The organism is Amycolatopsis sp. NPDC034160, from assembly GCF_055575355.1.
In genome coordinates, this window is the sequence record NZ_JBVISU010000013.1 from 24886 (window position 1) to 48558 (window position 23673).

A 23673-nucleotide genomic window follows, 5' to 3' on the forward strand; every position below is an offset into this window, starting at 1 on the left:
GTCCTTCCGTGGGGGGGTGGGGGGGGGTGTTTGGGGGTGTTGTTTTGGTTCCCAACCCGACTCCCCACTCACGACCACCTGTACCGAACGGCCGCCGCCGCCCTCTCGTTCAGTACATGATGGCCCCCTTCCTTGCGCCTGGCGCAAGGAAGGGGGCCATCATGTACTAGGGAAGCTAGTAAAGGTTCCTACATCGGGCGCAGCAGGTCGTCGGCGTCCATGATGCGGTACGCGTAGCCCTGTTCGGCCAGGAATCGCTGTCGGTGCGCCGCGTACTCCGTGTCCACGGTGTCCCGCGAGACGACCGAGTAGAAGTGCGCCTGCCGTCCGTCGCCCTTCGGCCGCAGCAGCCGTCCGAGGCGCTGCGCCTCTTCCTGCCGCGAGCCGAACGTGCCGGAGATCTGGATCGCCACCGAAGCCTCCGGCAAGTCGATCGAGAAGTTCGCGACCTTCGAAACGACCAGTGTCTTGATCTCCCCGCGCCGGAACGCGTCGAACAGCTCCTCGCGCTCCTTGTTTCGCGTCGCGCCCTGGATCACCGGCGCGTCCAGTTCGTCGCCGATCATCTCCAGCTGGTCGAGGTAGGCGCCGATGACCAGCGTCGGCTCGCCTGGATGCCGGTCGACCAGGGTCTTGATCACCTTGGTCTTGGTGTCCGCGGTCGCCGCCAGCTTGTACCGCTCTTCGGCCTCGGCCGTCGCGTACGCGAGCCTCTCGGCGTCGGTCAGCGTCACCCGGACCTCGGTGCATTCCGCCGGCGCGATCCAGCCTTGCGCCTCGATGTCGCGCCAGGGGACGTCGTACCGCTTCGGGCCGATCAGGGAGAACACGTCGCCTTCGCGTCCGTCTTCGCGCACCAGGGTCGCGGTCAGCCCGAGCCGTCGCCGCGACTGCAGATCCGCGGTCATCCGGAAGACCGGCGCGGGCAGCAGGTGGACCTCGTCGTAGACCACCAGGCCCCAGTCGCGGGAGTCGAACAGGTCGAGATGCCGGTACTCGCCCTTGGTCTTGCGCGTGACCACCTGGTACGTCGCGATGGTGACCGGCCGGATCTCCTTCTTCTCGCCGGAGTACTCGCCGATCTCCTCCTCGGTCAGCGAGGTCCGCGCGATCAGTTCCCGCTTCCATTGCCGCCCGGCGACGGTGTTCGTCACCAGGATCAGCGTCGTCGCCTTCGCGTGCGCCATGGCCGCGGCGCCGACCAGCGTCTTGCCCGCGCCGCAGGGCAGCACCACGACGCCCGACCCACCGGCCCAGAACGCCTCGGCGGCCTTGCGCTGGTAGTCCCGCAGCTCCCAGTCGGCCTCGTCGAGTTCGATCGGGTGGGCCTCACCGTCGACGTAACCGGCGAGGTCCTCCGCGGGCCAGCCGACCTTCAGCAGCGCCTGCTTGAGCCGTCCGCGTTCGGACGGATGCACGATGACGGTGTCCTCGTCGATCCGCGCGCCCAGCATCGGGCTGATCTTCTTGTGCCGGAGGATCTCCTCCAGCACCGCGCGGTCGATGGTCGACATGACCAGGCCGTGCGCCGGGTGGTTGGCGATCTGCAGCCGCCCGAACCGGCCCATCGTGTCCACGATGTCGATGAGCAGGGGCTGCGGCACGGGGAACCGCGAGTACGTCGTCAGCGCGTCGACGACCTGCTCGGCGTCGTGGCCGGCCGCACGGGCGTTCCACAACGCCAGCGGCGTGATCCGGTAGGTGTGGACGTGCTCGGGCGCGCGTTCCAGTTCGGCAAACGGCGCGATGGCGATCCGCGCGTCGTCGGCCTGGCTGTTGTCGACCTCGAGGAGCACGGTCTTGTCGGACTGGACGATCAGCGGGCCATCGGTCACCTCCCCTTTATACGTTCCGGCCACACCGGCTCCCGTCGCGGCACCGCTGGTGTAAGGATGTACCGCAGGTGACTGGGGAGGGGACCTTGACGACTACACCGACCGGCGGCGCGCCCGAATACGACCCGTTCAGCGCGCCGGCCCTGCCGCAGGCGCCCTCGATGCCGGAGGTGGGGCCGCCGACGCCGTTCCCCAAGCCGCCGCCGATCAGCGTCCTGGCCAAGGTCTCGATCGTGCTGGGCGTCGTCGCCGCGCTGGGCCTGGGGAGCCTGGCCGCATGGGGGATCTCACAGGTGGGCAGGAACTCCTCGGTGGAGGCGGGCAAATGCCTGTACCTGACCGACGAGGCCGGCGGCGCCCAGAGCTACACGACGGCCAGCTGTTCGTCGAGCCGCGCGACCTTCCGCATCGACGATGTCCGCACCGGCTCGTCCGATTGCCGCGACGAGGACTACATCCAGTTCGAGCTATACCGGAGTTCGTCCGGCAAGAAGGCCGAGAAGACCCTCTGCCTCGCGCTGAACGTCGAGACCGGGGACTGCCTGCGTGACGTCGTGCACGAGACGCGGATCGCGAAGGTCCGCTGCACGGACATCGGTGCGGAGGTGCGAGCGACCGTGATCATGGGATCGTCGGGCGTCTGCCAGTCGGAGGACACCGAGCTGCGCTACACCGGGCCGCCCGTACGCACCATCTGCTTGCGGCCCACCGGGGAGAACATCTAGCACCGGACCGCTCGCCGGTCGTGAGTGACAAAGAGGGTTAGAACGGGGTAAGGCAAGCATGGCGTGACGCTCACCGGGGGATTCAGCGGCGTCCCCAGTACATGATGGCCCCCTTCCTTGCGCCTAGCGCAAGGAAGGGGGCCATCATGTACTTCGAGGGTTCGCGCCGGGCATGGCTCGCTGCCGTGGCGGCTGGCGCGGGGAGTAGCTGACTGCAACCAGTAGCGAAGGCCTCCTTCGCTACCTTCAGGGTAAGCAAGGGGACCTTCACGGCACCGAGCCGATCACGCCATATTTGCCTTGCCTCAGGGTTAGAACGACCCGAATCACTCACGACCGCCAGGACGTTCAGCGCGGCACCATCGCCTGGACGTCGAGCCGCGCTCCGATCATCCCGGAGTTGTGCATCAGGTCGGCGACGCGTTGCAGCCGGATGCCGTTGAGGGAGACCGGGTACGACCCGAGTGAGATCAGTGACGCCGTGGTCCGGTCGATGTCGGAGAACGTCGGCAGCGCGTCGCGGACGACGGCCGGGTCGGCCGCCCGTACCTGCGCTTCGCCGAGCACCTTCCGGAAGGCCGCGAGCGTGCGGGCGTTGCCCTGGCCGAAGGTGCCGGTCGAGACGTAGGACGACATCGGGAAGTCCAGCGTCGCGCCGCGTGCGCCGTCGGCGAGGATGCTCGCCCCGAGTTCCTTCTCGGCCCTGGTGATGTACGGCTCGACCATCCACGCGGCGTCCACGTCGCCGCTTTGCAACGCCTGCGGCATCCGGTCGAACGCGTGCTGCTTGAACTGAATCCTGTTCACGTCTATCCCCGCGGTGCCGAGTATCGCGCGGGCGGCGAGCACGCCGACGTCGTCGAGCATGTTCACCGCGATCTTCGGTGACTTCTTTTGCGTCGGTTCGGTGTACTGGGAGCCGGGGAGTGTGACGAGCGCCATGGTGTTGCGGCCCGCGGTGTAGGCCTCGCCCTGCACTTGCAGTGCCGTCCCGGCCGCGGCGGCGCGGAAGATGGAGACGTCGCTGGCGAACGCGATGTCGATCTCGCCCGCGGAAAGTTTGGTGATCGCCTGGTCGGCGGGGGTGTCGACGAGGGTCACGGAAAGGCCGGCGGCGGTGAATTTCCCGCCGGCGACGGCGACCCTCAACGGCGCCGTGTCGATGGGGCTTCCGACGCCGACACGCAGTTCGGTCCGTTCGAGCGGGACGTTCGAATTCGGGTCACCACCGGAAAACACTCCGCAACCGGCAGCCGCCAGCAGAGCCCCTACCAGCGGAATCGCCAAGACGCGCATCATCGTCACCGCTCACCTACCGAGAGAATGTGCTCCTCCTTCTGGATCGTATGGTCCGGGCCCCATACGATCGCGTGCGGGAGACGCCGGATTGCGCGGCTTTCGATCGTTCTCGAACCTTGTTACTCTACAGTAGGTTCGGGCTCTCGTCCCCGATGTCAGCCATGGGAAAGGGTCCCGTGGTGGGAAAAGGAAACCAGGTGGCCCGTCGCGACAAGCGTCCCCGTGGGGGCGACGCGGCGGAACGGCATCCCCGTGTCGGAGGACGCTGGCGGCTGCGGAACTGGCACCTGCGTACCAAACTCTTCGTGGTGCTGCTGATCCCCGCGCTCGCGGTGGTCGCCCTCGTCGGGCTCCGGGTCAACTCGGATCTGCGCGATGCCCGGCAGCTGGCCGAATTCGCCACCCGCGGCCGGGTCGACAGCACCGTCGCCGAAGCGGTGCATCAGCTTCAGCGCGAACGTGACCTCACCGTCCGGTTCGTCGCGGGCGATCGCAAGGGCGACGTCTCCGAACTGACCGAGCAGCGCAAGCGCGTCGACGACGCCATCGGCACGTTCGATCGCACGCTCGGCGAGAGCAAGAGCAGGCTCGGCGACAAGGCCGCGACCAGTCTGCAGCTCACCAGCGACCGGCTGCGTGTGCTCACCGGACTGCGGTTTTCCGCGGAACACTCCGCTTTTCCCGCCGACGCGGTCCTGCGCTCCTACAGTGAGCTGATCTCCGGCCTGCTGGACATCAGCGATTCCACCGCCGCCGACGTGTCCGATCCGGACCTCGGGAAGTCGCGCCTCGCGGGCAACGCGCTCGCGCGGATCAAAGACCAGATGTCGGTCAAACGCGCGATCATGGCGGCCGCGCTCGCACAGGGCAGCCTCAACCGGGACCGGACGCGCGCACTGCTCGGCGCGGAGGCCGAACTCGCCGCCGCGCGCAACGACTACCGCACCTTCGCGACCCCCGAGCAGCAACGGATGTACGACGACACGGTGATCGGCCTCATCGTCGACATCGGCAACGGCATGGTGGAATCGGCGCTCATCCGCGCCGAGAACGACCAGGGGCTCGGCGGGCTGGACCCGAACCAGTGGGACACCGCCGCCACGTACACGGTCAATCTGGCCCACCAGGTGCAGCAGGCGGTGCTCGTCCAGTTGCAGGAACGCACGGACACCCTTGCCGCCCAAGCGAGAACGTCCGCGATCTGGGACGGCGGCATCGTGCTCGCGGTGCTACTCGTCGCCGGGGTGCTCTCGGTGATCATCGCGCGTTCGCTGTTGCGGCCGCTGAGGATCCTGCGCCGCAGCGCGCTCCAGGTCGCCGAACATCAGTTGCCGGCCGCCGTCGAAGGTCTGCTCAGCGATCCCGAGCCGCAGCCGGAGAACCTGCGGCGACGACTGGCCGTCGCGCCGGTCCCGGTGTTCAGCCGCGAGGAACTCGGCCAGGTGGCGCGGGCGTTCGACGCGGTGCACGGCGAGGCCGTCCGGCTCGCCGGGGAACAGGCCATGCTGCGGGAGAACATCAACGCGATGTTCGTGAACCTGTCGCAGCGGAGCCAGGATCTCGTCGAGCGGCAGCTTTCCGTGCTGGACCGCATGGAGGCCGACGAACAGGATCCCGACACCCTCGCCGGTCTCTTCGAACTCGACCACCTCGCGACGCGGATGCGGCGCAACAGCGAGAACCTGCTGGTGCTTTCCGGAACCGACGTCGTCCGCGAGGACAGCGGCGCGGTCGTCGCCGACGAGATCATCGGTGCCGCGCTGTCGGAGGTCGAGCACTACCAGCGCATCGAACTCGGTGCGGCACCCCGGATCGCGGTACGCGGCGAGGCCGTCAACGACCTCGTGCACGTGGTCTCCGAGCTGCTGGAGAACGCGACCCGCTACTCGGATCAGAGCACGATGGTGCAGGTCGAGGGGCACATCACCGAACGCGGTGAATGGCAGATCGAGATCACCGACCACGGCGCCGGGATGCCGCAGGCGGAGATCGACCGGACCAACGCGCGGCTGGCGAATCCGCCGGACGTCGACGTCGAGGTTTCGCGGCGGATGGGCCTGTTCGTGGTCGCGACGCTGGCCGTCCGGCACCGCATCGACGTCCGGCTGCGGTCGGCGGAAGGCGGCGGGATCACCGCGGTGGTCGTCGTGCCGTCCGGGCTCATCGTCGACGCGCCGCAGCCCGCTCCGATGCCGGAACCACCGCCCGCCGCCGTGGTGCCCGAGCCGGAACCCGAACCGCCGCTGGAAGTCCCGCCGCTGCCCGAGCCGGAGGAAAGCGCCGAGGAGTCACGGTTCGCACCCGTGCTGGACTCCGGGCCGCCGCGGCGCGCGCCCGTCGTCGAACGCGAGACCGCGCCGGAGTGGCCTTCGTCCGACGACGACGCGGGCAACCACCTCGAACTGGACTCGCCGACCGAGCGGATGCCGAAGTACCAGAGCGTGCTTTCGCAGTGGTTCGACCACGGAGGCCCGCGCGAAGGGCCTTCGCCCGCCGAACCAGGCCCGCCGTCCGTGCCTTCGTTCGAGCCGGTGAAGGCGCCTGAGGAGGGCGCCGCCGTCGATGAACCCGCCCAGGATCCGGACGAGCCGACCGAGCCGACGCTGAAACCGGTGACACCGAAGGAAAAGGCGCCTGAGCCCGCTCCGGAGCCCGAGCCCGCTTGGCCGACATCCGCTGAGCTGGAGCAGGAGGACGGCGCGGAGGACACCTGGCCAGTGCTGCCCGCCGTCGTTCCCGAAGCGCGGACGCGGGACGACAGGCCGGAGAAGCCGCGAGGGGAGAGGCCGATACTCTCACTTTCCCCTGAAGCGGTCCGCGAACGGATGACCAGCCTGCAAGGCGGGTTCCGGCGCGGTCGCCACGCCCGGGGTGAAGACAACCCCTCGGCTTAAGCGAATTGGAAGGTCCATGAGTTCGAAAACCGGCCTGCTGGAAGTGATCGCGCTGACCGCGGCGGACGCGGAGCGCGCACAGGATGGCGGGGCCGATCGCCTCGAACTGGTCAGCGACATGGCCAGCGACGGACTTTCGCCGTCGGTCGAGACGCTGCGTGACGTACTCGCCGCCACCGATCTCCCGGTGCGGGTCATGCTGCGCGACAACCTGTCCTTCGCCGCCGGTGACCTCGACGGGCTGCGCGCGGACACCGGACGGCTGATCGACGCGGGCGCGCGGGAGTTCGTCTTCGGTTTCCTGGACATGGACAGCGAAATCGACGTCGACGCCTGCGAGACCCTGGCCAAGGAGCTCGACGGTCTGCCGTGGACGTTCCACCGGGCCATCGACCGCGCACGGGATCCGCTGCGCGCCTACGACCAGCTGGCCGCGCTCGGCTGCGACACGGTGCTCGCGGCCGGGCATCCGCACGGGGTCGCGCACGGCCTTTCGGTACTGCAGCGGCTCGCCCGCCGGTCGGACGGCCCGCGGCTGCTGGTCGGTGGCGGCTTGCGGGCCCAGCAGGTGCATCTGCTGCGGGCGGGCGGGGTGCGTGAGTTCCACGTCGGCAGCGCGGTCCGGCCGGGCGGCTGGGAGTCCGATGTGGACGTGGCGGCTGTTCGCGAATGGGCGGCGCTGGTCAAGGACTAGGCCGGACGCCGGGGGGTCAGGTCCAGACCACATACGGTGACTTGAGGTTGCATCTTCAACTAACGGGATCGGACCGGCTAGCGTGGGGGCATGGCTATCCGCACCGTACGTGACGCGACCAGGGAACTGTTGCGTGAACTGGGCCTGACCACGGTCTTCGGCAATCCCGGGACGACAGAGATCGCCTTCCTCACGGATTGGCCGGACGACTTCACCTACGTCCTCGCGCTCCATGAGGCGTCCGTCGTCGCGATGGCCGACGGATACGCGCGCGCGTCACGACGGCCGGTGCTGGTGAACCTGCATTCGGCGGGCGGGGTCGGCCACGCGCTGGGTCACGTCTTCACCGCCTACCGCAACAACGCCCCGCTGATCATCGTCGCCGGTCAGCAGACCCGGTCACTGCTGCCGGACGAACCGTTCCTCGGTGCCGTCGAGGCGACGAACTTCCCCAAGCCGTACGTCAAGTGGAGCTGCGAACCGGCCAGGGCCGAGGACGTCCCGGCGGCGCTGGCGCGGGCGTATCACCTGGCGACGCAGGCACCCATGGGTCCGGTGTTCGTCTCGGTGCCTGTCGACGACTGGGACGTCGAGACCACGAAGCCGATCATCTCCCGGCCGCGGATCCCCGGCTTCGCGCCCGATCCGTCCGCTTTGGACGAATTGGTGTCCGCTTTGGACGCCGCCGAACGGCCGGCGATCGTGGTGGGCGCGGGCGTCGACGACGACGCCGCTGTGCCGGACGTCGTCGAACTGGCCGAGAAGGTGGGCGCCGGGGTCTGGGCGTCGCCGATGGCCGCGCGCTGCTCCTTCCCCGAGAACCACCCGCAGTTCTTCGGTTTCCTGCAGCCGGAACGGAAAGCGGTCGCGAGCGCGCTGACCGAGCACGACCTCGTGGTCGTCATCGGCGCCCCGGCGTTCACCTATCACGTGTACCGGGGCGAGTCGGAGGTTTCACTGCCGCCGCTGTTCCTGGTCAGCGACGACGACCAGATCCTGGCCAGGGCCGCGGTGGGCAACGGGATCCGCGCGACGCCGAAGCTCGCGATCCGCGCGCTGCTGGACCGCGCCACGCCGCGGGAAGCACCGAAACCCCGTACCCGGTTGGAAAAGCCCGCCGCGGTCACGCCGATCGCGCCGGACTTCGCCTACGCCACGATCGCGGAAGTCCTGCCGGACAACGCGCTCGTCGTCGAAGAGACGCCGAGCCACCGCAACGAACTGCACGACCACCTGCCGATCACGGCCACCGACACGGGCTTCCTCACCGTCGCCAGCGGCACCCTGGGCTACGGTCTCCCGGCCGCCGTCGGCGCGGCACTGGCCCGCCCGGACCGCAAGGTCGTCGCCATCCTCGGTGACGGATCGAGCATGTACTGCGTCCAGGCACTGTGGACGGCGGCGCAGCACAACCTGCCGATCACGTTCGTGATCTTCGACAACTCGCAGTACGCCGCCGTGCGCATCCTCGGCGAGGCGGCGGGCGGGGAGAAGGTGCCGGGCGTCGACCTCGGCGGCATCGATTTCCCCGCGCTGGCGCAGAGTCTGGGCCTGCGGACGTCGGTCGTCGAGCGCGCCGAGGACCTCAAGTCGACGCTGGAAGCCGCGCTGCCGGATGAGCGGCCGCATCTGGTGCACGTCCGCATCGACGCGAACCCGCGCAAGCTGTACTGAGCGCGCTCGAACATGCTGTGAAGGCCTCCTTCGCTCGCGTGAAGTACATGATGGCCCCCTTCCTTGCGCCTAGCGCAAAGAAGGGGGCCATCATGTACTCGCGAAGGTGTGAAGGTCGAGTTTCCTCGGCTCCGGCAGTGTCCCGTGTGGACGCTCAGGGCATGACCGGCTCGCGCGTCAACCACGCGAGAACGCCGTGAAGGCCTCCTTCCTACTCTCAAGGTAGGGAAGGAGGCCTACACGGACCAGCGACCAGCGACTGGCGGGGGTTTCAGCTCTTCGTACGGGCCTCGGCATCGACGTCGGCCGAGTCGGCGGCGGCGTCCTGCTGCGCCAGTTCGTACTCGGCGGCGTCGGCGGCGGCCGTGACCGCCTCGGGAGCGCCACCGTGCAGCAGCCGCGCCACCTCACCGCGCAGCGTCACGAACTCGGCGGACTCGCGGGTGGTGATCTGGTTCCGTTCCGCGGGCAGACCGACCGGCAGGTCCGCGACGATCGTGGCGGGCGACTTCGACAGCACCAGCACCCGGTCCGACAGGTAGACGCTCTCGTCGATGTCGTGCGTGACCACGAGAACCGTGCTCCCGTTCTCGCGCTGCACGCGCCGGGTCAGGTCCTCGAGTTCGAACCGCGTCTGCGCGTCGACCGACGCGAACGGCTCGTCCATCAGCAGCAGAGCGGGACGGCTCGCGAGTGCCCGAGCGATCGACACGCGCTGCTGCATACCGCCCGAGAGCTGCCACGGGAACTTCGAGCCGACGCCGGCCAGGCCGACCGACTCCAGTGCCTCCTGCGCCCGCGTGCGGCGCTCCGAGCGGCTCAAGTTACGCCACCGCAAGGGGAACTCGACGTTCTTCGCGACCGAGAGCCAGGGAAACAGCGAGCGGCTGTAGTCCTGGAACACCACGGCCAGATCCTCCGGCACGCCGGAGACGTCGTCGCCGTGCAGGCTGACCCGGCCGGACGTCGGCTTGATCAGCCCGGCGATGCAGCGCAGCAGCGTCGACTTGCCGCAGCCCGACGGGCCCACGATGCTCGCGAGCTGACCGGTTTCCACGGTGAACGACAGGTCGTTGACCGCGACGTGCGCCTTTTCTCCCGCGCCGTACCGGTGGTTCAGCCCGGAGACTTCGAGCATGGTTGACATCTTGCTGACCCTTCGAAAGAGCTAGATACGGCCGTTGCGGGTGGGCTGCCAGCGAAGCACTCTCTGCTCCACCGCGAGGAAGGCCGTGTTGAACCCGAAGCCGAGCAGGCCCAGCAGGACCAGCCACGACCACATGAGCGGGAAGTCGAACGCCTGCTGGGCGTCCATCAGTGACCGGCCGATGCCGTTGTAGGAACCGACCAGCTCCGAGATGACCATCAGCAGCAGGGAAATGGAGAGGCTCAGCCGCAGCCCCGCGAAGATCTTCGGCCCCGCGGCCGGCAGGACGATCGAGCGCACCCAGTACGACCGAGGGGTCCGGAACGACTTCGCGGTGTCGACCTTCACCTGATCCACCGACCGGACGCCGTCCACGGTGTTGAGCAGCACCGGCCAGATCGCGCCGAAGATGATCGACCCGGTCTGCATGCCCGGCCCGAGTCCGAAAAGGACGATGAACACCGGGATCAACGCGGGCGGCGGCACCGAGCGGAAGAACGCGAAAAGCGGGCCGACGTAGTCCATCCCGGTCTTGGACCGTCCTAACGCGACACCCAGCGCGACGCCGACGACGCCCGCGAGCAGCCAGCCGCCGAGCGTCCGGCCGAGACTCGGCAGGACGTTGTCGAACACGGTGTCGGTCAGGAACAGCTGGGACACCGGACCGCTGAACCACAGCTTCACCGAGGTCGCCACGATTTCGGACGGCGGCGGGAAGAACGGGCTTTCCGCGAGCCGGGTCGACAGCTCCCAGATCCCGAGCAGGGCGAAGAACAGCAGCCAGTTGCGGAGCAGGATGCCGATGCCCCGGCCAACGCGCCTGCCGACGCGACTGGACAGCGTGAGGGTCGTCACGAGACAGCCTCCCGATCGACCGTGCTCCAGCGGAAGACCCGCCTGCCGATCATTTCCAGCCCGCCGTTGATGAGGAAGCCGAGTACGCCGACCACCACGGTGCCGGCGAGCACGAGGTCGAACCTGGTCGAGCCGGTACTGGCCTGCATGATGAAGTTGCCGATGCCGAGTTTGGCGCCTGCCAGGAACTCGGTGCTGACCACCGCGATCAGCGCGATGTTGGCGGACAGCCGGACCCCGGTGAACACGAAGGGCGCGGTGTGCGGCAACGCTACCGACGTCATCGTCCGGAACTTGCCGGTTCCACAGGCTTTCGCGGTTTCCATCAGCACGGGGTCGATCTCGCCGAGCGCGTAGATCGTGTTGAACATGATCGGCCACAACGAGGCGTACACGGCCAGCGTGATCTTCGCTTCGGGTCCGCCGCCGATCAGCAGGAGCACCAGCGGGATCAGCGCGACGGCGGGGATCGGCCGCAGGAACTCGATGATCACCGCGGTCGCGGTGCGCAGCCCGGGGACGCTGCCCAGCAACAGCCCGGCGGGTACGGCGACGGCGACCGCGATGAGCAGGGCGATCGCCCACGCGAGGAACGTGGCGATCAGGTCGCGGATGAACTGCACCTCGCCGAACTGGTCGAAGATCGTCACGAGGACGACGGACGGCGGGGGGAGGAACTCTTTACGGACCAGGCCGGCCTGGACGATCACTTCCCAGATGAGGAAGAAACCGGCCAGACCGGCCAGGGCACGGAGAAGTCGTGGCACCTTGACCTTTATCCAGCTTGAGGGGCGAGCATCGGAGCGGCGTCGAGCTTCGCGGTCAGCACACCGGTCTGCAGCAGCAGGTCCGGCACGCGCTGCAGGCGACGGGGGTCCAGGGTGGCCCCGAACGTCGGCAGCGTGAGCAGTGACGCGGTCTCGGCGTCGACCTTGGCGTACTTCACGATCAGCGGTTCGATCTTGGAACGGTCTGCCGAATCACGCACGGCCTTGGCCAGCGCGCGTTGGAAGGCCGCGAGGGTCTTCGGGTTCTTGTCCACAAAGGAGCCGAGCGCGCCGAAGCCCGCCAGGGGGAAGTCCTGGGTGGCACCGGTCGCGATGTCGACGACCGGGGTCGCGCCCGCGACCTTGGAGGCCTGGGTCAGGAACGGCTCGGGCAGGTAACCCGCGTCGACCTGGCCCGACATGAGCGCGGCGGCGATGTTGGGCAGCGCCATCGGCACCCACTGGACCTTGCTGGTGTCGACGCCGTGGTCCTTCATCACCGAGACGGTGAGCAGGTGGGAGGCGGTGTTCTTGTCGGTGATCGCGATCTTCTTGCCGGCCAGGTCGTTGATCGTCTTGACCGGCGACGTCGGCACGGTGACCACCGCGTTGCTCTTCGGGCTGGCCGACACGGAGTCGGCGACGAGCCGGATGTCGGCCGCGCCCTTGCTCTTCGCGACGAAGAACGGCATGTAGGTGGAGAAGGCGATGTCGACCTCGCCACCGATCATCTTGGTCATCGAGGCCTGGCCGCTGGGGGCGTCGACGGCTTCGACCTCGAGGCCCTCGGCCTTGAAGTAGCCGCCTTCCTGCGCCAGCCGCAGCGGGGCGAGGTCGACGACCGGCAGCAGGGCCACCTTGATCTTCGGCTTCTCCAGTGCGCCGTCCCCACCGGACGCTTTGGACGAGTCATCGCCTCCGAGGGCACCGCAGGCGCCCAACGTGGCCAGCATGAGCGCGCTCAGGGCGACACCGATGGCGCCCCGTCCTCCGCGTGCACCACTTCTGCTCATGGCGTTTCGAAACAAAGCCAGCTCCTCGGAAACAATGAATCACCGTTTGGGGTTTTCATCCGTGTCTTGGCTTTATTTCGCCAGGCACGCGGTCACCTTAGAGATTTGCCCACCCGCTCACAATGGGTGTCGTGAGCGGGTGATCATTTTAGGCCATTCGCCCTATTGCCGGATCACCCGCTTGGACATCGCTACTTTTAGTGATCGAATTCCGGGTGGAGCGACAATTCGAGGTAACCGCGTGTCATCAACTGGTGGTCTGCGGCGCGATCATCGGTCCGACGTCGATCTTGGTCTGGATGGCACCCATCTGCAGCAGCAGGTCCGGGACCCGCTGGATACGGCGGGGGTCCAGGGTGGACTGGAAGGTCAGCAGCGTGGTCAGCGAGGCGGTGTCCTGGTCGATCTTGGCGTACTTGACCAGCAGCGGCTCGATCTTGGAGCGGTCAGCCGCGTCGCGGGTGGCCTTCTGCATGGCGCGCTGGAAGGCGGCCACGGTCTTCGGGTTCTCCGAGGCGAACTTGCCGAGTGAGCCGTAGCCCGCGGTGGGGAAGTCCTGGGTGGCGCCGGTGGCGGTGTCCACGACCGGGACGGTGCCCGCCTGCTTCGCGGTCTGGGTGATGAACGGCTCGGTCAGGAAGCCGGCGTCGATGTCGCCGTTCTTGAGCGCGGTGCCGATGTTCGGCAGCGGGATCGGCACCCACTGCACCTTGCTGGCGTCGACGCCGTGGTCCTTCATGACCGATTTGGACAGTGTGTCGGACACGGTGTTCGGCGCGGTGATGCCGATCTTCTTGCCCGCCAGGTCGCTGACGCTCTTCACCGACGACGTCGGCAGGGTGACCAGCATCGTGCTCTTCGGGCCCGCGGAGGAGGCGTCCGCGACCAGCTTGATGTCCGCGGTGCCCTTGCTCGCCGCGATGAAGAACGGCGTGTAGCTCGCGTACGCGATGTCGACCTCGCCGCCGATCAGCTTGGTCAGCGAGACCTGTCCGGTCGCCGCTTCGATGGCCTCGACGTCCAGGCCCTCGTTCTTGAAGTAGCCGCCGTCCTGGGCGAGGCGCAGCGGGGCCAGGTCGATGGTCGACATCACGGCGACCTTGATCTTCGACTTCTCGAGGTTTCCCGAGCCGCCGGAAGAGGACGAATCGTCTCCGCCGAGCAGGCCGCAGCCGCTGATCGATACCGAAACGACGGCCGCCATCGCGAAGGCGAGGGCTCCACGCCTACTCCGGCTGACGCTCAAGGCTTTCTTCGAGCTTGCAGAGCCAAGCAAGTGGTGCTCCTGATCAAGGGAGGGACACGTGACGACGTGGCCTGATGTGGAATTCGGAAGTGACTCTTTGTCGAGTCACGCGCCCACTGTAGAGAACCGACAACGTGCTCACAATGGGTGGTCATCCTATGATCCCCAGTGGTAACCATCACCCGAACAGGTTGTTTGTCAAAAGTGAACACAACTGGGCGTGTTCATGCCGGGGACTTGTTGACAACTGAGCGCCTACCGGTCAAGACCCGTCCGGTGCCTTCTTGCGCGTCTTGACCGAAGGGTTACATCTGGGCCGCCCGTTCGCTACCCTCATGCACCGGTAGTGAGGTGTGGACCACTGATGTAGTGAAAGAGAGTGCCTTGGATGGCCGAACGCTCTGGACCTTTTTCGAGGTGCAAGGCACTCTGTGTCGAACAAGGTGAACACGTCCGTGCTTCACTGGTGCGTGTCCGCGCACTGGCGGGTTAGGCCGAATAGACCAATGACGCCAGGCGGGATTTCGGCCAAGTGCACCTGACAGACTGCGTCAAAGACGACTCCCTCATTCGGAGGAGTGAGCACTCGCGTCACGGACATCCCTGCCAGGCGGCGGGAGTGTGCGGGTAATGGTCTCCGACAACCGACGCAGACAGCAGAACAGCCAGTTCGAGAACGGCATGTCCAAAATGGGCTTTCCCGGCCCGGATGAAGATGATGGTGGTGCGGCGGTGCCGAACGAAGACACCGCGGGGGTGGGAGGGGCCCCTGCGCGGGATACCGGAGACGGTCCTGGCGGGAAGGTCGGGTCGTTCCTGGGCCTGCGTAACTGGCGTCTGCGATCCAAGCTCGCGGCCGTCCTGATCATTCCGACGCTGACCGCGCTCGCGCTCGGCACGCTGCGCGTGATCGACGACAGCGGTGAGGCCACGCGGTTCCAGGACACGGCCGATCAGGTCGCGTTCGCCGACAAGATCACGCTCGTGGTGCACGAGCTGCAGAGCGAGCGCGCGCTGGCCGTCGCACTGAAGGCCTCCAACGACCCATCCCGTCAGAACGGTTTCGAGGCGCAGATCGCCAAGGTCGACCGCGCGGTCGACGACCTCCGTGCTTCGGCGAACCAAATCAACCCGGACGATCAGGACACGAGGGACCGCTACTCGCGTGGTCTGCAGCGGCTCGACGCCCTGCGCCCGCTGCGCGGCGCGATGAACACCTCGCAGCTGGGCGACACCCCGGTCCTCATCGCCTACTCCGGCATCCTCGACTCGCTGGTCCAGCTCGGCCGTGAGGTGACGACCGCGGTGGCCAACCGCGACGTGCTCCGGCTCGGCACCACGGTGCAGGCCATCAGTGAGAGCAAGGAGTACATCGCCCGCGGTGACGCGGCACTGCTGATCGCCTCCTTCCGCTCCTCGTTCCCCGGCGACCTGTTCGACCAGGCCCGGTCGGCGGTGGCCAGTGGCGACGCCTCGACCGCGGCCTTCCTCGCGAACGCCAGCCCCGAACAGCGGCAGCTCTATTCGGACACCTTCTCCGGTCCCGAGGTCGACGACCGCCGGCGGATCACCACGATGGCGTTCTCGCTGCACCAGCAGAACGAGCCGCCTGCCATCGACAACGTCGCGCTCGGCAACGACAGCCGCGTCGCGCTGGACAAGCTGCGCGCGGTCGAGACCAATCTGCTCGGCCAGCTGCGGGCGCAGGCCGACGACCTGGCCTCCTCGGCGATCACCTCCGCCTGGGTCGGCGGCGCGATCGTGCTGCTGGCCCTGCTCGCGGCGCTCGCTCTGATGCTCGTCATCGCCCGCCTGATGCTGCGCCCGCTGCGGATCCTGCGGAAGACCGCGCTCGACGTCGCCTACACACGGTTGCCGGAAACCGTGCAAGCGATCCTGGACGACCCGGATCCGGTCAATGCCTCGAAGCGGTCGGTCGAACCGGTGCCGGTCACTTCGCGTGACGAGATCGGTGAAGTGGCGCGTTCGTTCGACGTCGTCCACGCGCAGGCCGTCAAGATGGCCGCCGAGCAGGCCCTCCTGCGCGAGAACGTCAACGGCATCTTCGTGAACCTGTCCCGCCGGTCGCAGCGCCTGGTGGAACGCCAGCTCGGCGTGATCGACCGGCTCGAAGCCGACGAGCAGGACCCGGACCACTTGGCCAGCCTGTTCGAGCTCGACCACCTCGCCACGCGGCTGCGCCGCAACGGTGAAAGCCTCCTGGTGCTCTCGGGCGCCGGTCTCGCGAAGTCGGTGCCCAAGCCGGTGCCCGCCGCCGACGTCATCGGCGCCGCGGTTTCGGAGATCGAGCAGTACGCCCGGATCGAGATCGGCATCGTCCCCGACGTCGCCGTCCAGGGCCTCACGATCCACGACCTCGTGCACGTGCTCGCGGAACTGCTGGACAACGCCACCTACTTCTCCGAGCCGGAGACGAAGGTGACCGTCCGCGCGGTGATCACCCGCAAGAAGGCGCTCGCCATCCAGGTCACCGACCACGGTGTCGGCATGACCGAGGAGCGGCTCGCCGAGGTCAACCAGCGCCTGGCGGACCCGCCGGACCTGGACGTCTCGGTGACCAGGCGGATGGGCCTGTACGTGGTCGCGCGCCTGGCGCGCCGCCACGGCATCGAGGTCCGGCTCCGGGAGAACGAGGACATCGAAGGCGGCGTGATCGCGCGGGTCGTCGTGCCAGCCGAGCTGCTCACGCAGATGCGGCCCGGCTCCTCGCGGAACACCCCGCCGCCGTCGAACCGCTCGGAAACGTCGATGCCGTCGATGTCCGAGATGTCGACCTCGCTGCCCAGCATCCCGGCGTCCGACCGCGGTCTGGAGATGACTCCGCCTCCGCCGTCGAAGCCGCCGTCCCACCAGCCGGTCGCGCAGCAGGGCGGGCTCGTCCCGCTCGACCAGCCGATCAGCCTCGACGACCTGGTCGCGGGCAAGAACGCGGCCGGACCGTTCCTCAGCCCGGCGATCCCCGCCGAGGAGGCTCCGGCGTGGCCGACGGCCGAGGACATTTCGCCGGCGAACGGCGACGGGGCCTCCAGCGGTACGGAGACCCAGTTCGCGTCGCTCGTGCTGCCGAAGCGGGAGCCGAGGTACGTGCCGGTGAACCCGGTCGAGTCGCCGCGGCAGCCCGAGGAGTCTCAGGACTCGGGTAAGTCGGCGCTGGACGACGACGTCCCCACCAGGCGGCTCCCGATCTACCAGTCGGTGCTCTCGCGCTGGTTCAGCGAAGGCGACGAAGCCGGTGAGCCCGCGGGCTCGTCCTACGCCGAAGGCACCGAGACCGCCGAGTCGGACGTGCCCGAGCAGGGCCGCCACAGCACCGACGAGGCCGCCGAGCCCGCCGCGGAGACCGCCGGAGAGGCATTGCCCACTCGGACCCCGCAGAGTGTTCCGCCGGAGACGGTGCTCCAGGACAATGGCTGGCGGAGCGCGTCCGACGACGGCTGGCAGGCGGCGCAGGTCCTGTACGAAGACCGGAACGAGGAGATCACCCCGGCGGGCTTGCCCAAGCGGGTGCCGAATCAGTACCTCGTCCCCGGCTCGATCGGCGGGGACGAGCCGAAGAAGGAAGACTCGTTCGCCGACAAGACCTCCGGAATGCCGGGGACGGGCGCTATCGCCCGCTCGGCGACGGCGGCGAGGAGCCGGATGGCAAGCTTCCAACAGGGCTACAAGTCGGGACGGCACGCGTTGAAGGAACGCCCGCTCGATGCGCTGGATGACAACGGCGTTCCGGTGACTGGCAGGGGTGCGGGTTCCCCTGCCGATGACAGCAGTAAGGAGTGAAAGTGACACGGGCGGGTGCGATGCAGCCGGGGGGACCGGCGCAGCCTGGCGGCCAGGCGCAGGGTAAAGGACACACGAGCAGCTTTGCCTGGCTGATCACGGATTTCGTGCACCGGGTCCCGGGCGCGGCGCATGCCGTGGTGGTGTCGGCGGACGGTTTGCTGCTGGCTTCTTCGAAGGGACTTCCCAAGGACAGGGCCGATCAACTCGCCGCTGTCGCGTCGGGGCTCACCAGCCTCGCGCGTGGCGCGGCCAAGGTGTTCGAAGGCGGCACGGTCGCGCAGACGGTGGTCGAGATGGCCAACGGCTTCCTCTTCCTGATGTCGGTGTCCGACGGTTCCTGTCTGGCGGTCCTCGGATCGCCGGAGAGTGACATCGGCCTGGTCGTCTACGAGATGACCCTGCTGGTGGAACGGGTGGGGCAACAGCTGACACCGGAGATGCGCGCGCAGCTGCAGGGCGCGTCGGTCCGCCGCTGAGCGACCGGGAACCGAGGAGAATGCCGTGGACGACGGGCGCTTGAGGGGCGATGGCCGGCTCGGTGACGACTTCTCCGGCGGGTGGTCGGAACGAGACGACGGCCGGGAGGACTGGACGTCCTTCCGGGACCGGGTCGATCGCGAATGGCGATCGCGGCGGGCACAGGGGTCCGACGAGGACCCCGTGTCCCCGGAGGAGGCCTCCCGCTGGCTGACCGATTCGAACGCGGGAACGGGACCCGCCGATTTCAGTGTCACGGACTACCGGGAACGCCTGCTTGGCGGTCCCGGGGCCGAACTGTTCGGTGGTGGCAGCGGTCCGCTGTACGACTCGGGCGAGTTCGCCAAGTTCTCCTTCGACAAGGAGGAGGAGCGCCGGTCGGCGGCCGCCGACCCGCTTGCCGCGGCCTTGCCGCAGCAGGCGCAGAACGAGTACGTCGACGAGCCGTACACCACCGACGTCGAATCCTCCGGCCTGGTCCGGCCGTACTTCCGCACGCGGGGACGGACCAAGCCGACGTACGACCTTGCCATCGAGGCGTTGATCTCGACCAGTGAACAGGGACGCGTGCTCGACCGGGTGCGCGTACCCGAACACCGGTCGATCTGCGACCTTTGCCTGGACACCCGGTCCGTCGCCGAAGTCGCGGCGCTGTTGCGCCTGCCGCTCGGCGTGGTCCGGGTGCTGATCGGAGACGTGGCCGGTCTCGGCCTGGTCCTGGTGCACAGCGCCAGCCAGAACGTGGGTGACCGGCCCAGTATCGAGTTCATGGAGAGGGTGCTCAGTGGGCTTCGGAGAATTTGACTCCGACGCGAATGCGCCGCAGGTGGCCGGGCCGACTTCGTCGGCCAAGATCGTGGTCGCTGGCGGATTCGGATCGGGGAAGACCACGCTGGTCGGGGCGGTTTCGGAGATCGATCCGCTGACCACCGAGGCCATGATGACCGAGGCCAGTACCGGCGTCGACGACAATTCGGCCACCCCGAACAAGTCGACGACGACCGTGGCCATGGACTTCGGCCGGATTTCGCTGGACTCGGATCTGGTGCTTTACGTGTTCGGTACGCCGGGCCAGCACCGGTTCTGGTTCATGTGGGACGACCTGGCGGTCGGTGCCATCGGCGCCGTCGTGCTGGTCGACACGCGGAGGCTTGCCGACGCGTTCCCGTCGATCGACTTCTTCGAGAACCGGAAGCTGCCGTACGTCGTGGCGATCAACTGCTTCGACCGGCTGCTGCACCACCAGATCGAGGACGTCCGGCACGCGCTGACGATCTCGCCGTCCGTGCCGATCATGGCCTGTGACGCTCGGGAGCGTGAGTCCGCCAAGCAGGTGTTGATCTCGGTCGTGCAACACGCCATCGCTTACGATTCGGCGTTGCGCGCCGGATAGGCAGGACCAAAACAGACGAAAGCCCGGAGCGGATGCGGCCGTTGGAGTGAACTCCGCAGGCTTCACCCGCTTCGGGGATCGGCGCCACCCGCCGGATCGGACCCGGGGCGATCCCTCCGCCCGATCCGGTGGCGGCATCACCCGGGCGGGTGATTTGGACATCGCTGACCTGCGTGGACATCGATTCACGCCCGGTCGCGCGACGCCACCACGGGGTGACCCACGAATGCGTGGTTCGCGATGAGTCGACGCGGTGAGCTTCCGGACGCCTACGTTCGGTGAACCCCTGCGGCCGGGTGGCGGGCTCGACACGATCGACGGGACGAATACGCTGGGTGGAGGCGTCTTTCGACTTGTCGGTGCTGGTCAGCGAGAGACGTCCGGACCACGCCGCCCAGGTGGTCTTGACGCAGCGAGGAGGGACTTGTGACGGCATCCGGGCAGCAGCAGAGCTCGTTCGGCTGGCTCATCACGGATTTCGCGCGCCGGGTTCCCGGTGCCGCGCACGCCGTGCTGGTCTCCGCGGACGGTCTTCTCCTCGCGCCGTCGGAAGGGCTGCCGCAGGAGCGGGCCGAACAGCTGTCCGCGGTCGCCTCCGGACTGATCAGCCTCACCGCCGGCGCGGCGCGCTGCTTCGAGGCGGGTGGGGTCAACCAGACCGTCGTCGAGATGGAACGCGGATACCTCTTCCTCATGTCGGTCGCCGACGGATCATCGCTCGCCGTACTGGCCGCGCCGACCTGCGACATCGGCACCGTGGCCTACGAGATGACCCTGCTCGTCGAGCGGGTCGGCCAGCAGATCACCCCCGAGCTGCGGGCGCAGCTGCAGGGCGGCGTCCGTGGGTAGCCGCCGATGAAGATCACCGGATTCACCGAGCCGGAACCGTCCGGCTGGGACTCCCTTTACCAAGGCACCGAGCGCGAGGCCTTCGACTCCCCGAGCCGGTTCGAGCTGAGCTCGATCAGCACGGTCATGCCGCGGCGTCCGCCCGCGCCGCCGGAACCGGTCTCCACGGTCCCTTCGCCGATCCGCCAGTCGCCGCCGCCGCGTCCCGCTTCGACGGGTGGCAGCGGTCAAGGCCATGCGGGCAGCGCGCCCGCTTCGGTCTATCTGCCGTCCTCTGGCTCTCGTGTCCGGCCCTACACGCGCACCGGCGGGCGCACCCGCACCGCGCACGACCTCGCGCTGGAGGCGCTGGTCTCGACCAGTGACGACGGACGGCGGTATCGCGGCGTGCGGACCCCCGAGCACCGGCAGATCTGCGACATCTGCCTGGACACCCGTTCGATCGCGGAGATCGCCGCACATCTGCGGCTGCCGCTGGGCGTGGTGAAGGTGCTCGTCGGCGACATGGCGGACGCGGGGCTGGTGCTGATCCACCAGACCGAGCTGATCCTCGGGGACTCGTCTTCGCGCGCTTTCATGGAACGCGTCCTTCAAGGCCTTCGCGCCCTTTAACCCCTCTTCCCGCATTTCGTCCTCTGAATGCGGTCCTTGCGCGTGCAACGACCGCATTCAGAGGACTAAATGCGTAGGTATGAGGGCGGGGGTCAGTCTTCGACGAGGGCGGCCGACGTGATCCGGTGCAAGGGGTAGCGTTCGTTGTCGGTCCCTTCGAGGACTCCGCCGCCGACACGCATCGGCCGCACCACGCGCTGGCTCGACGTCCCGCGTGAGTCGACGAACCCGATCCACACCTCACGACGCTCCATGGTCGCCTGGGACAGCAGCGCCAGCGTCGCGGACGTGTCCCCGGCGCCGCCGCCCTGCGGCGCGCGTACCGTCTCGCCGCGACGACGCGCCGAAGCGGCGTCACCGGCCCGGACGTGCGCGACGATCTTGCCGACCTGATCGTCGGTCAGTCCAGCCTGCTCCCCAGGGGCACGACGCGCGGCGCGCGCCTTCGCGGGCAGTCGACGTCCAGACGGCCTGATGTCCATGACGCGCCCATCCGGCCCTTCGGCGGCCGGAGCGAACCCGGCGGCCCGAAGAGCGTCGAGTACCTCGGCGAGCGGGTACGCACTGATGAGCACCGTCGGCGCGATCATGCGCAGGCCGTACTCCGCCGCGACCGGGCTGCCCATGACCTCCGCGAGCAGCGAAGCGTCGTCACAGCGCAGGAACGACTCGGCGGCACCACCGCGCAGTCGCCCGTGCCGCCGGGCGACGTCGTCGATCAGGTAGCTCAGCGACTGCGGAACCGGCGTCGCCGACCGCGACGCGAACAACTGGTGCAGCTCGCCCGCGGTCCGCCCGGTGTCGAGCGCGCGCCGCACGGAGGTCTCGGTGATCCGGTAGACGGTCGCGTGCCCGGCCGATTCGATGTCGGCCACGGCGGTCATCTCGCCCGCGAGTTCGGCTTCCAGCGGTCCCGGCGCGACGACGGTCAAGTCGGCCTGGACCAGGACGTGGTCCACCGGTCGCGGGAGCGCGTCGAGCATCGCCTCGACCGCGCCGGGCCGGTCCTCGGCCAGCAGAGCCCGCGTCGCCGTCGTGAGCCCGCCGAGGCCGATCAGGCCGAGGGTGGCCCCTTCGGCCATCGTCCAGCGGACGGTCTCGTCCCGCAGCCGCCCGCCCCGCCGCGGCGCGCGCCAGGCGAGCGCGGCGACCAGTTCGTCGGTGCTTTTCACCCCGGAGCCCTCGGGCAGCGCGGCCAGGGCGAGGAGGATCCGTCGCCGCGAGACCGGCGCCAGCGGCCGTCGCAGGTCTTCCGACAGCGGCGCGATCGGCTTGTCCTTCGCGTCCCTCCCACCGGCGAGCCCGGGCAGCCGGGGCAGTTCGAGCCAGGCTTGCGCGAGCGTCATCCAGCGCTGCGCCGTCGGCGACGCGAGCCACGTGTCCGTGAGCGTCGTCGGAACCCATTCCGGTGAGGTCGCTTCGCTGTCGGCGACCAGTCCGGCCCCGACCGCGATCTCCGCCAGCAGGGTCACCCGGGTCTCGTCGACGTCGAGATCCTTGGCGAGCTTCTTGATCTCCCGGACGCCGAGGCCGCCGGACTTCAGTACCGGCGGCGGCGTCGACGACCACGCGCGAAGCAGGTTTTCGGTCTGGCGCAAGAACTCCATCGCCTCGCCTGCCGCCGCCTCGTCCACTGTGGACCGATTGTGCGGATGCACGGGGAGTTCCGGTTCGCGCAGCGACGCCGGGTCGAACACCGAGCCGCCGCGCAAGGCGATCCCGAGCTCGCGCGGCAGCTCGACGGTCTGGTCGTCCCGGCGCAGCAGCAGCCCGCGAGCGAGCAATCGCTGGACCGGATTCTGCGCACGCTCCAGCGGGACGTCGGCCGACGCGTCACGGGTGCGGCCGATCGGCGGCCCGGCGGCCAGCGTCGTCAGCAGGGCGCGCTCATCCTCGCCGATCTCCGCCAGCGCGGCCTCGATGTCCGTTCCGGCGAGCGTGGGCGACGACGCGCCCAGCCCGGCGGGGAACGGCCCGAGCGCGTCGCGGGCCGACGGCGGAACACGCAGCCCGTCGTCCTCGCCCCAGACGAGCGCCCGGGTGCGCAGCAGGGTCAGCGCCGCACCGATCTCGGTGCCCACGAGCCGGGCGACCTCGGCGGAGGTGGCCGGATCGGTGTCCGCTCCGGCCAGCAGCAGGGCGTCGAGCACGGCGAGGGTGAAGGTGTCGAGGTCTTCGCAGGCGCGCGCGACGGAGCCCGGCGTGCCGGCCCGGGTGGCGAGCACGATGGTGTCGGACGGTGGTGGCGTGGACAGGTCGCGACGCGTGCGCAGCAGTGCGGCGAGTGCGTCGTCGGACTCCTGGCGCAGCCAGTCCGCCAGGGAGGGCGCAGGCATAGAAGACCAGGATACCGGGCGGGTGGTGGACCGGCAGCCGCGTTCGGGCAGACTGT

18 protein-coding genes are annotated in these 23673 nt (G+C 68.6%); 10 read left to right on the forward strand and 8 right to left on the reverse strand.

Annotated elements, in window-relative coordinates; all coding sequences use genetic code 11:
- Positions 1-188: 188 nt before the first annotated feature.
- The gene (locus ACZ54P_RS24375; protein WP_465464058.1) at positions 189-1835 is read right to left on the reverse strand and encodes a DNA repair helicase XPB; all 1647 of its coding nucleotides are present in this window, start codon (positions 1833-1835) and stop codon (positions 189-191) included.
- 86 nt (positions 1836-1921) lie between these two features.
- Here ACZ54P_RS24375 and ACZ54P_RS24380 point away from each other — a divergent pair, with 86 nt between their 5' ends.
- Positions 1922-2560: an LppU/SCO3897 family protein gene (locus ACZ54P_RS24380; protein ID WP_465463873.1), complete on the forward strand. Its 639-nt coding sequence runs from the start codon at positions 1922-1924 to the stop codon at positions 2558-2560.
- A 348-nt stretch (positions 2561-2908) separates the two neighbouring features.
- On the opposite strand, the gene ACZ54P_RS24385 is transcribed toward ACZ54P_RS24380, so the two are convergent.
- Positions 2909-3865, reverse strand: coding sequence for an ABC transporter substrate-binding protein (locus ACZ54P_RS24385; RefSeq protein WP_465463874.1), 957 nt, complete (start codon positions 3863-3865; stop codon positions 2909-2911).
- Between the two features lie 191 nt (positions 3866-4056).
- On the opposite strand from ACZ54P_RS24385, the gene ACZ54P_RS24390 reads away from it, so the two are divergent.
- The 3 genes from ACZ54P_RS24390 (at position 4057) to mdlC (ending at position 9121) form a co-directional block, all read left to right on the forward strand.
- Positions 4057-6753, forward strand: a complete 2697-nt coding sequence (locus tag ACZ54P_RS24390; protein WP_465463875.1) for a sensor histidine kinase — start codon at positions 4057-4059, stop codon at positions 6751-6753.
- 16 nt (positions 6754-6769) lie between these two features.
- Entirely contained in the window at positions 6770-7447 is a 678-nt protein-coding gene (locus ACZ54P_RS24395) for a copper homeostasis protein CutC (RefSeq protein ID WP_465463876.1), read from the forward strand.
- Positions 7448-7537: 90 nt separating this feature from the next.
- Positions 7538-9121, forward strand: a complete 1584-nt coding sequence (gene mdlC / locus ACZ54P_RS24400; RefSeq protein ID WP_465463877.1) for a benzoylformate decarboxylase — start codon at positions 7538-7540, stop codon at positions 9119-9121.
- 271 nt (positions 9122-9392) lie between these two features.
- On the opposite strand, the gene ACZ54P_RS24405 is transcribed toward mdlC, so the two are convergent.
- The 5 genes from ACZ54P_RS24405 to ACZ54P_RS24425 form a co-directional block, all read right to left on the reverse strand.
- The gene (locus tag ACZ54P_RS24405) at positions 9393-10268 is read right to left on the reverse strand and encodes an ABC transporter ATP-binding protein (protein WP_465463878.1); all 876 of its coding nucleotides are present in this window, start codon (positions 10266-10268) and stop codon (positions 9393-9395) included.
- Positions 10269-10289: 21 nt separating this feature from the next.
- Complete coding sequence (locus tag ACZ54P_RS24410) at positions 10290-11123, reverse strand: ABC transporter permease (RefSeq protein ID WP_465463879.1); 834 nt, start codon at positions 11121-11123, stop codon at positions 10290-10292.
- Positions 11120-11890: an ABC transporter permease gene (locus tag ACZ54P_RS24415; RefSeq protein WP_465463880.1), complete on the reverse strand. Its 771-nt coding sequence runs from the start codon at positions 11888-11890 to the stop codon at positions 11120-11122. The genes ACZ54P_RS24410 and ACZ54P_RS24415 overlap by 4 nt, the downstream gene beginning before the upstream one ends.
- Positions 11891-11898: 8 nt before the next feature.
- The gene (locus tag ACZ54P_RS24420) at positions 11899-12843 is read right to left on the reverse strand and encodes an ABC transporter substrate-binding protein (protein ID WP_465464059.1); all 945 of its coding nucleotides are present in this window, start codon (positions 12841-12843) and stop codon (positions 11899-11901) included.
- 307 nt (positions 12844-13150) lie between these two features.
- Positions 13151-14107 (reverse strand): ABC transporter substrate-binding protein, encoded by a 957-nt coding sequence (locus ACZ54P_RS24425; RefSeq protein WP_465463881.1) that lies wholly within the window; start codon positions 14105-14107, stop codon positions 13151-13153.
- Positions 14108-14830: 723 nt separating this feature from the next.
- On the opposite strand from ACZ54P_RS24425, the gene ACZ54P_RS24430 reads away from it, so the two are divergent.
- The 6 genes from ACZ54P_RS24430 (at position 14831) to ACZ54P_RS24455 (ending at position 21281) form a co-directional block, all read left to right on the forward strand.
- Positions 14831-17947 carry a sensor histidine kinase gene (locus ACZ54P_RS24430; RefSeq protein WP_465464060.1) on the forward strand — a complete coding sequence of 1039 codons (3117 nt, stop codon included), beginning with the start codon at positions 14831-14833 and terminating at the stop codon, positions 17945-17947.
- 20 nt (positions 17948-17967) lie between these two features.
- Positions 17968-18426 carry a roadblock/LC7 domain-containing protein gene (locus tag ACZ54P_RS24435; protein WP_085939650.1) on the forward strand — a complete coding sequence of 153 codons (459 nt, stop codon included), beginning with the start codon at positions 17968-17970 and terminating at the stop codon, positions 18424-18426.
- A 25-nt stretch (positions 18427-18451) separates the two neighbouring features.
- The gene (locus tag ACZ54P_RS24440) at positions 18452-19231 is read left to right on the forward strand and encodes a DUF742 domain-containing protein (RefSeq protein WP_465463882.1); all 780 of its coding nucleotides are present in this window, start codon (positions 18452-18454) and stop codon (positions 19229-19231) included.
- Entirely contained in the window at positions 19212-19820 is a 609-nt protein-coding gene (locus tag ACZ54P_RS24445; RefSeq protein WP_061985000.1) for a GTP-binding protein, read from the forward strand. The genes ACZ54P_RS24440 and ACZ54P_RS24445 overlap by 20 nt, the downstream gene beginning before the upstream one ends.
- A gap of 426 nt (positions 19821-20246) precedes the next feature.
- Entirely contained in the window at positions 20247-20669 is a 423-nt protein-coding gene (locus ACZ54P_RS24450) for a roadblock/LC7 domain-containing protein (protein WP_465463883.1), read from the forward strand.
- A gap of 6 nt (positions 20670-20675) precedes the next feature.
- Positions 20676-21281, forward strand: a complete 606-nt coding sequence (locus ACZ54P_RS24455; RefSeq protein ID WP_465463884.1) for a DUF742 domain-containing protein — start codon at positions 20676-20678, stop codon at positions 21279-21281.
- Between the two features lie 92 nt (positions 21282-21373).
- On the opposite strand, the gene ACZ54P_RS24460 is transcribed toward ACZ54P_RS24455, so the two are convergent.
- A complete protein-coding gene (locus ACZ54P_RS24460) occupies positions 21374-23617 on the reverse strand; it encodes a helicase-associated domain-containing protein (protein ID WP_465463885.1) in 2244 nt (747 codons plus the stop codon).
- Positions 23618-23673: the final 56 nt, after the last annotated feature.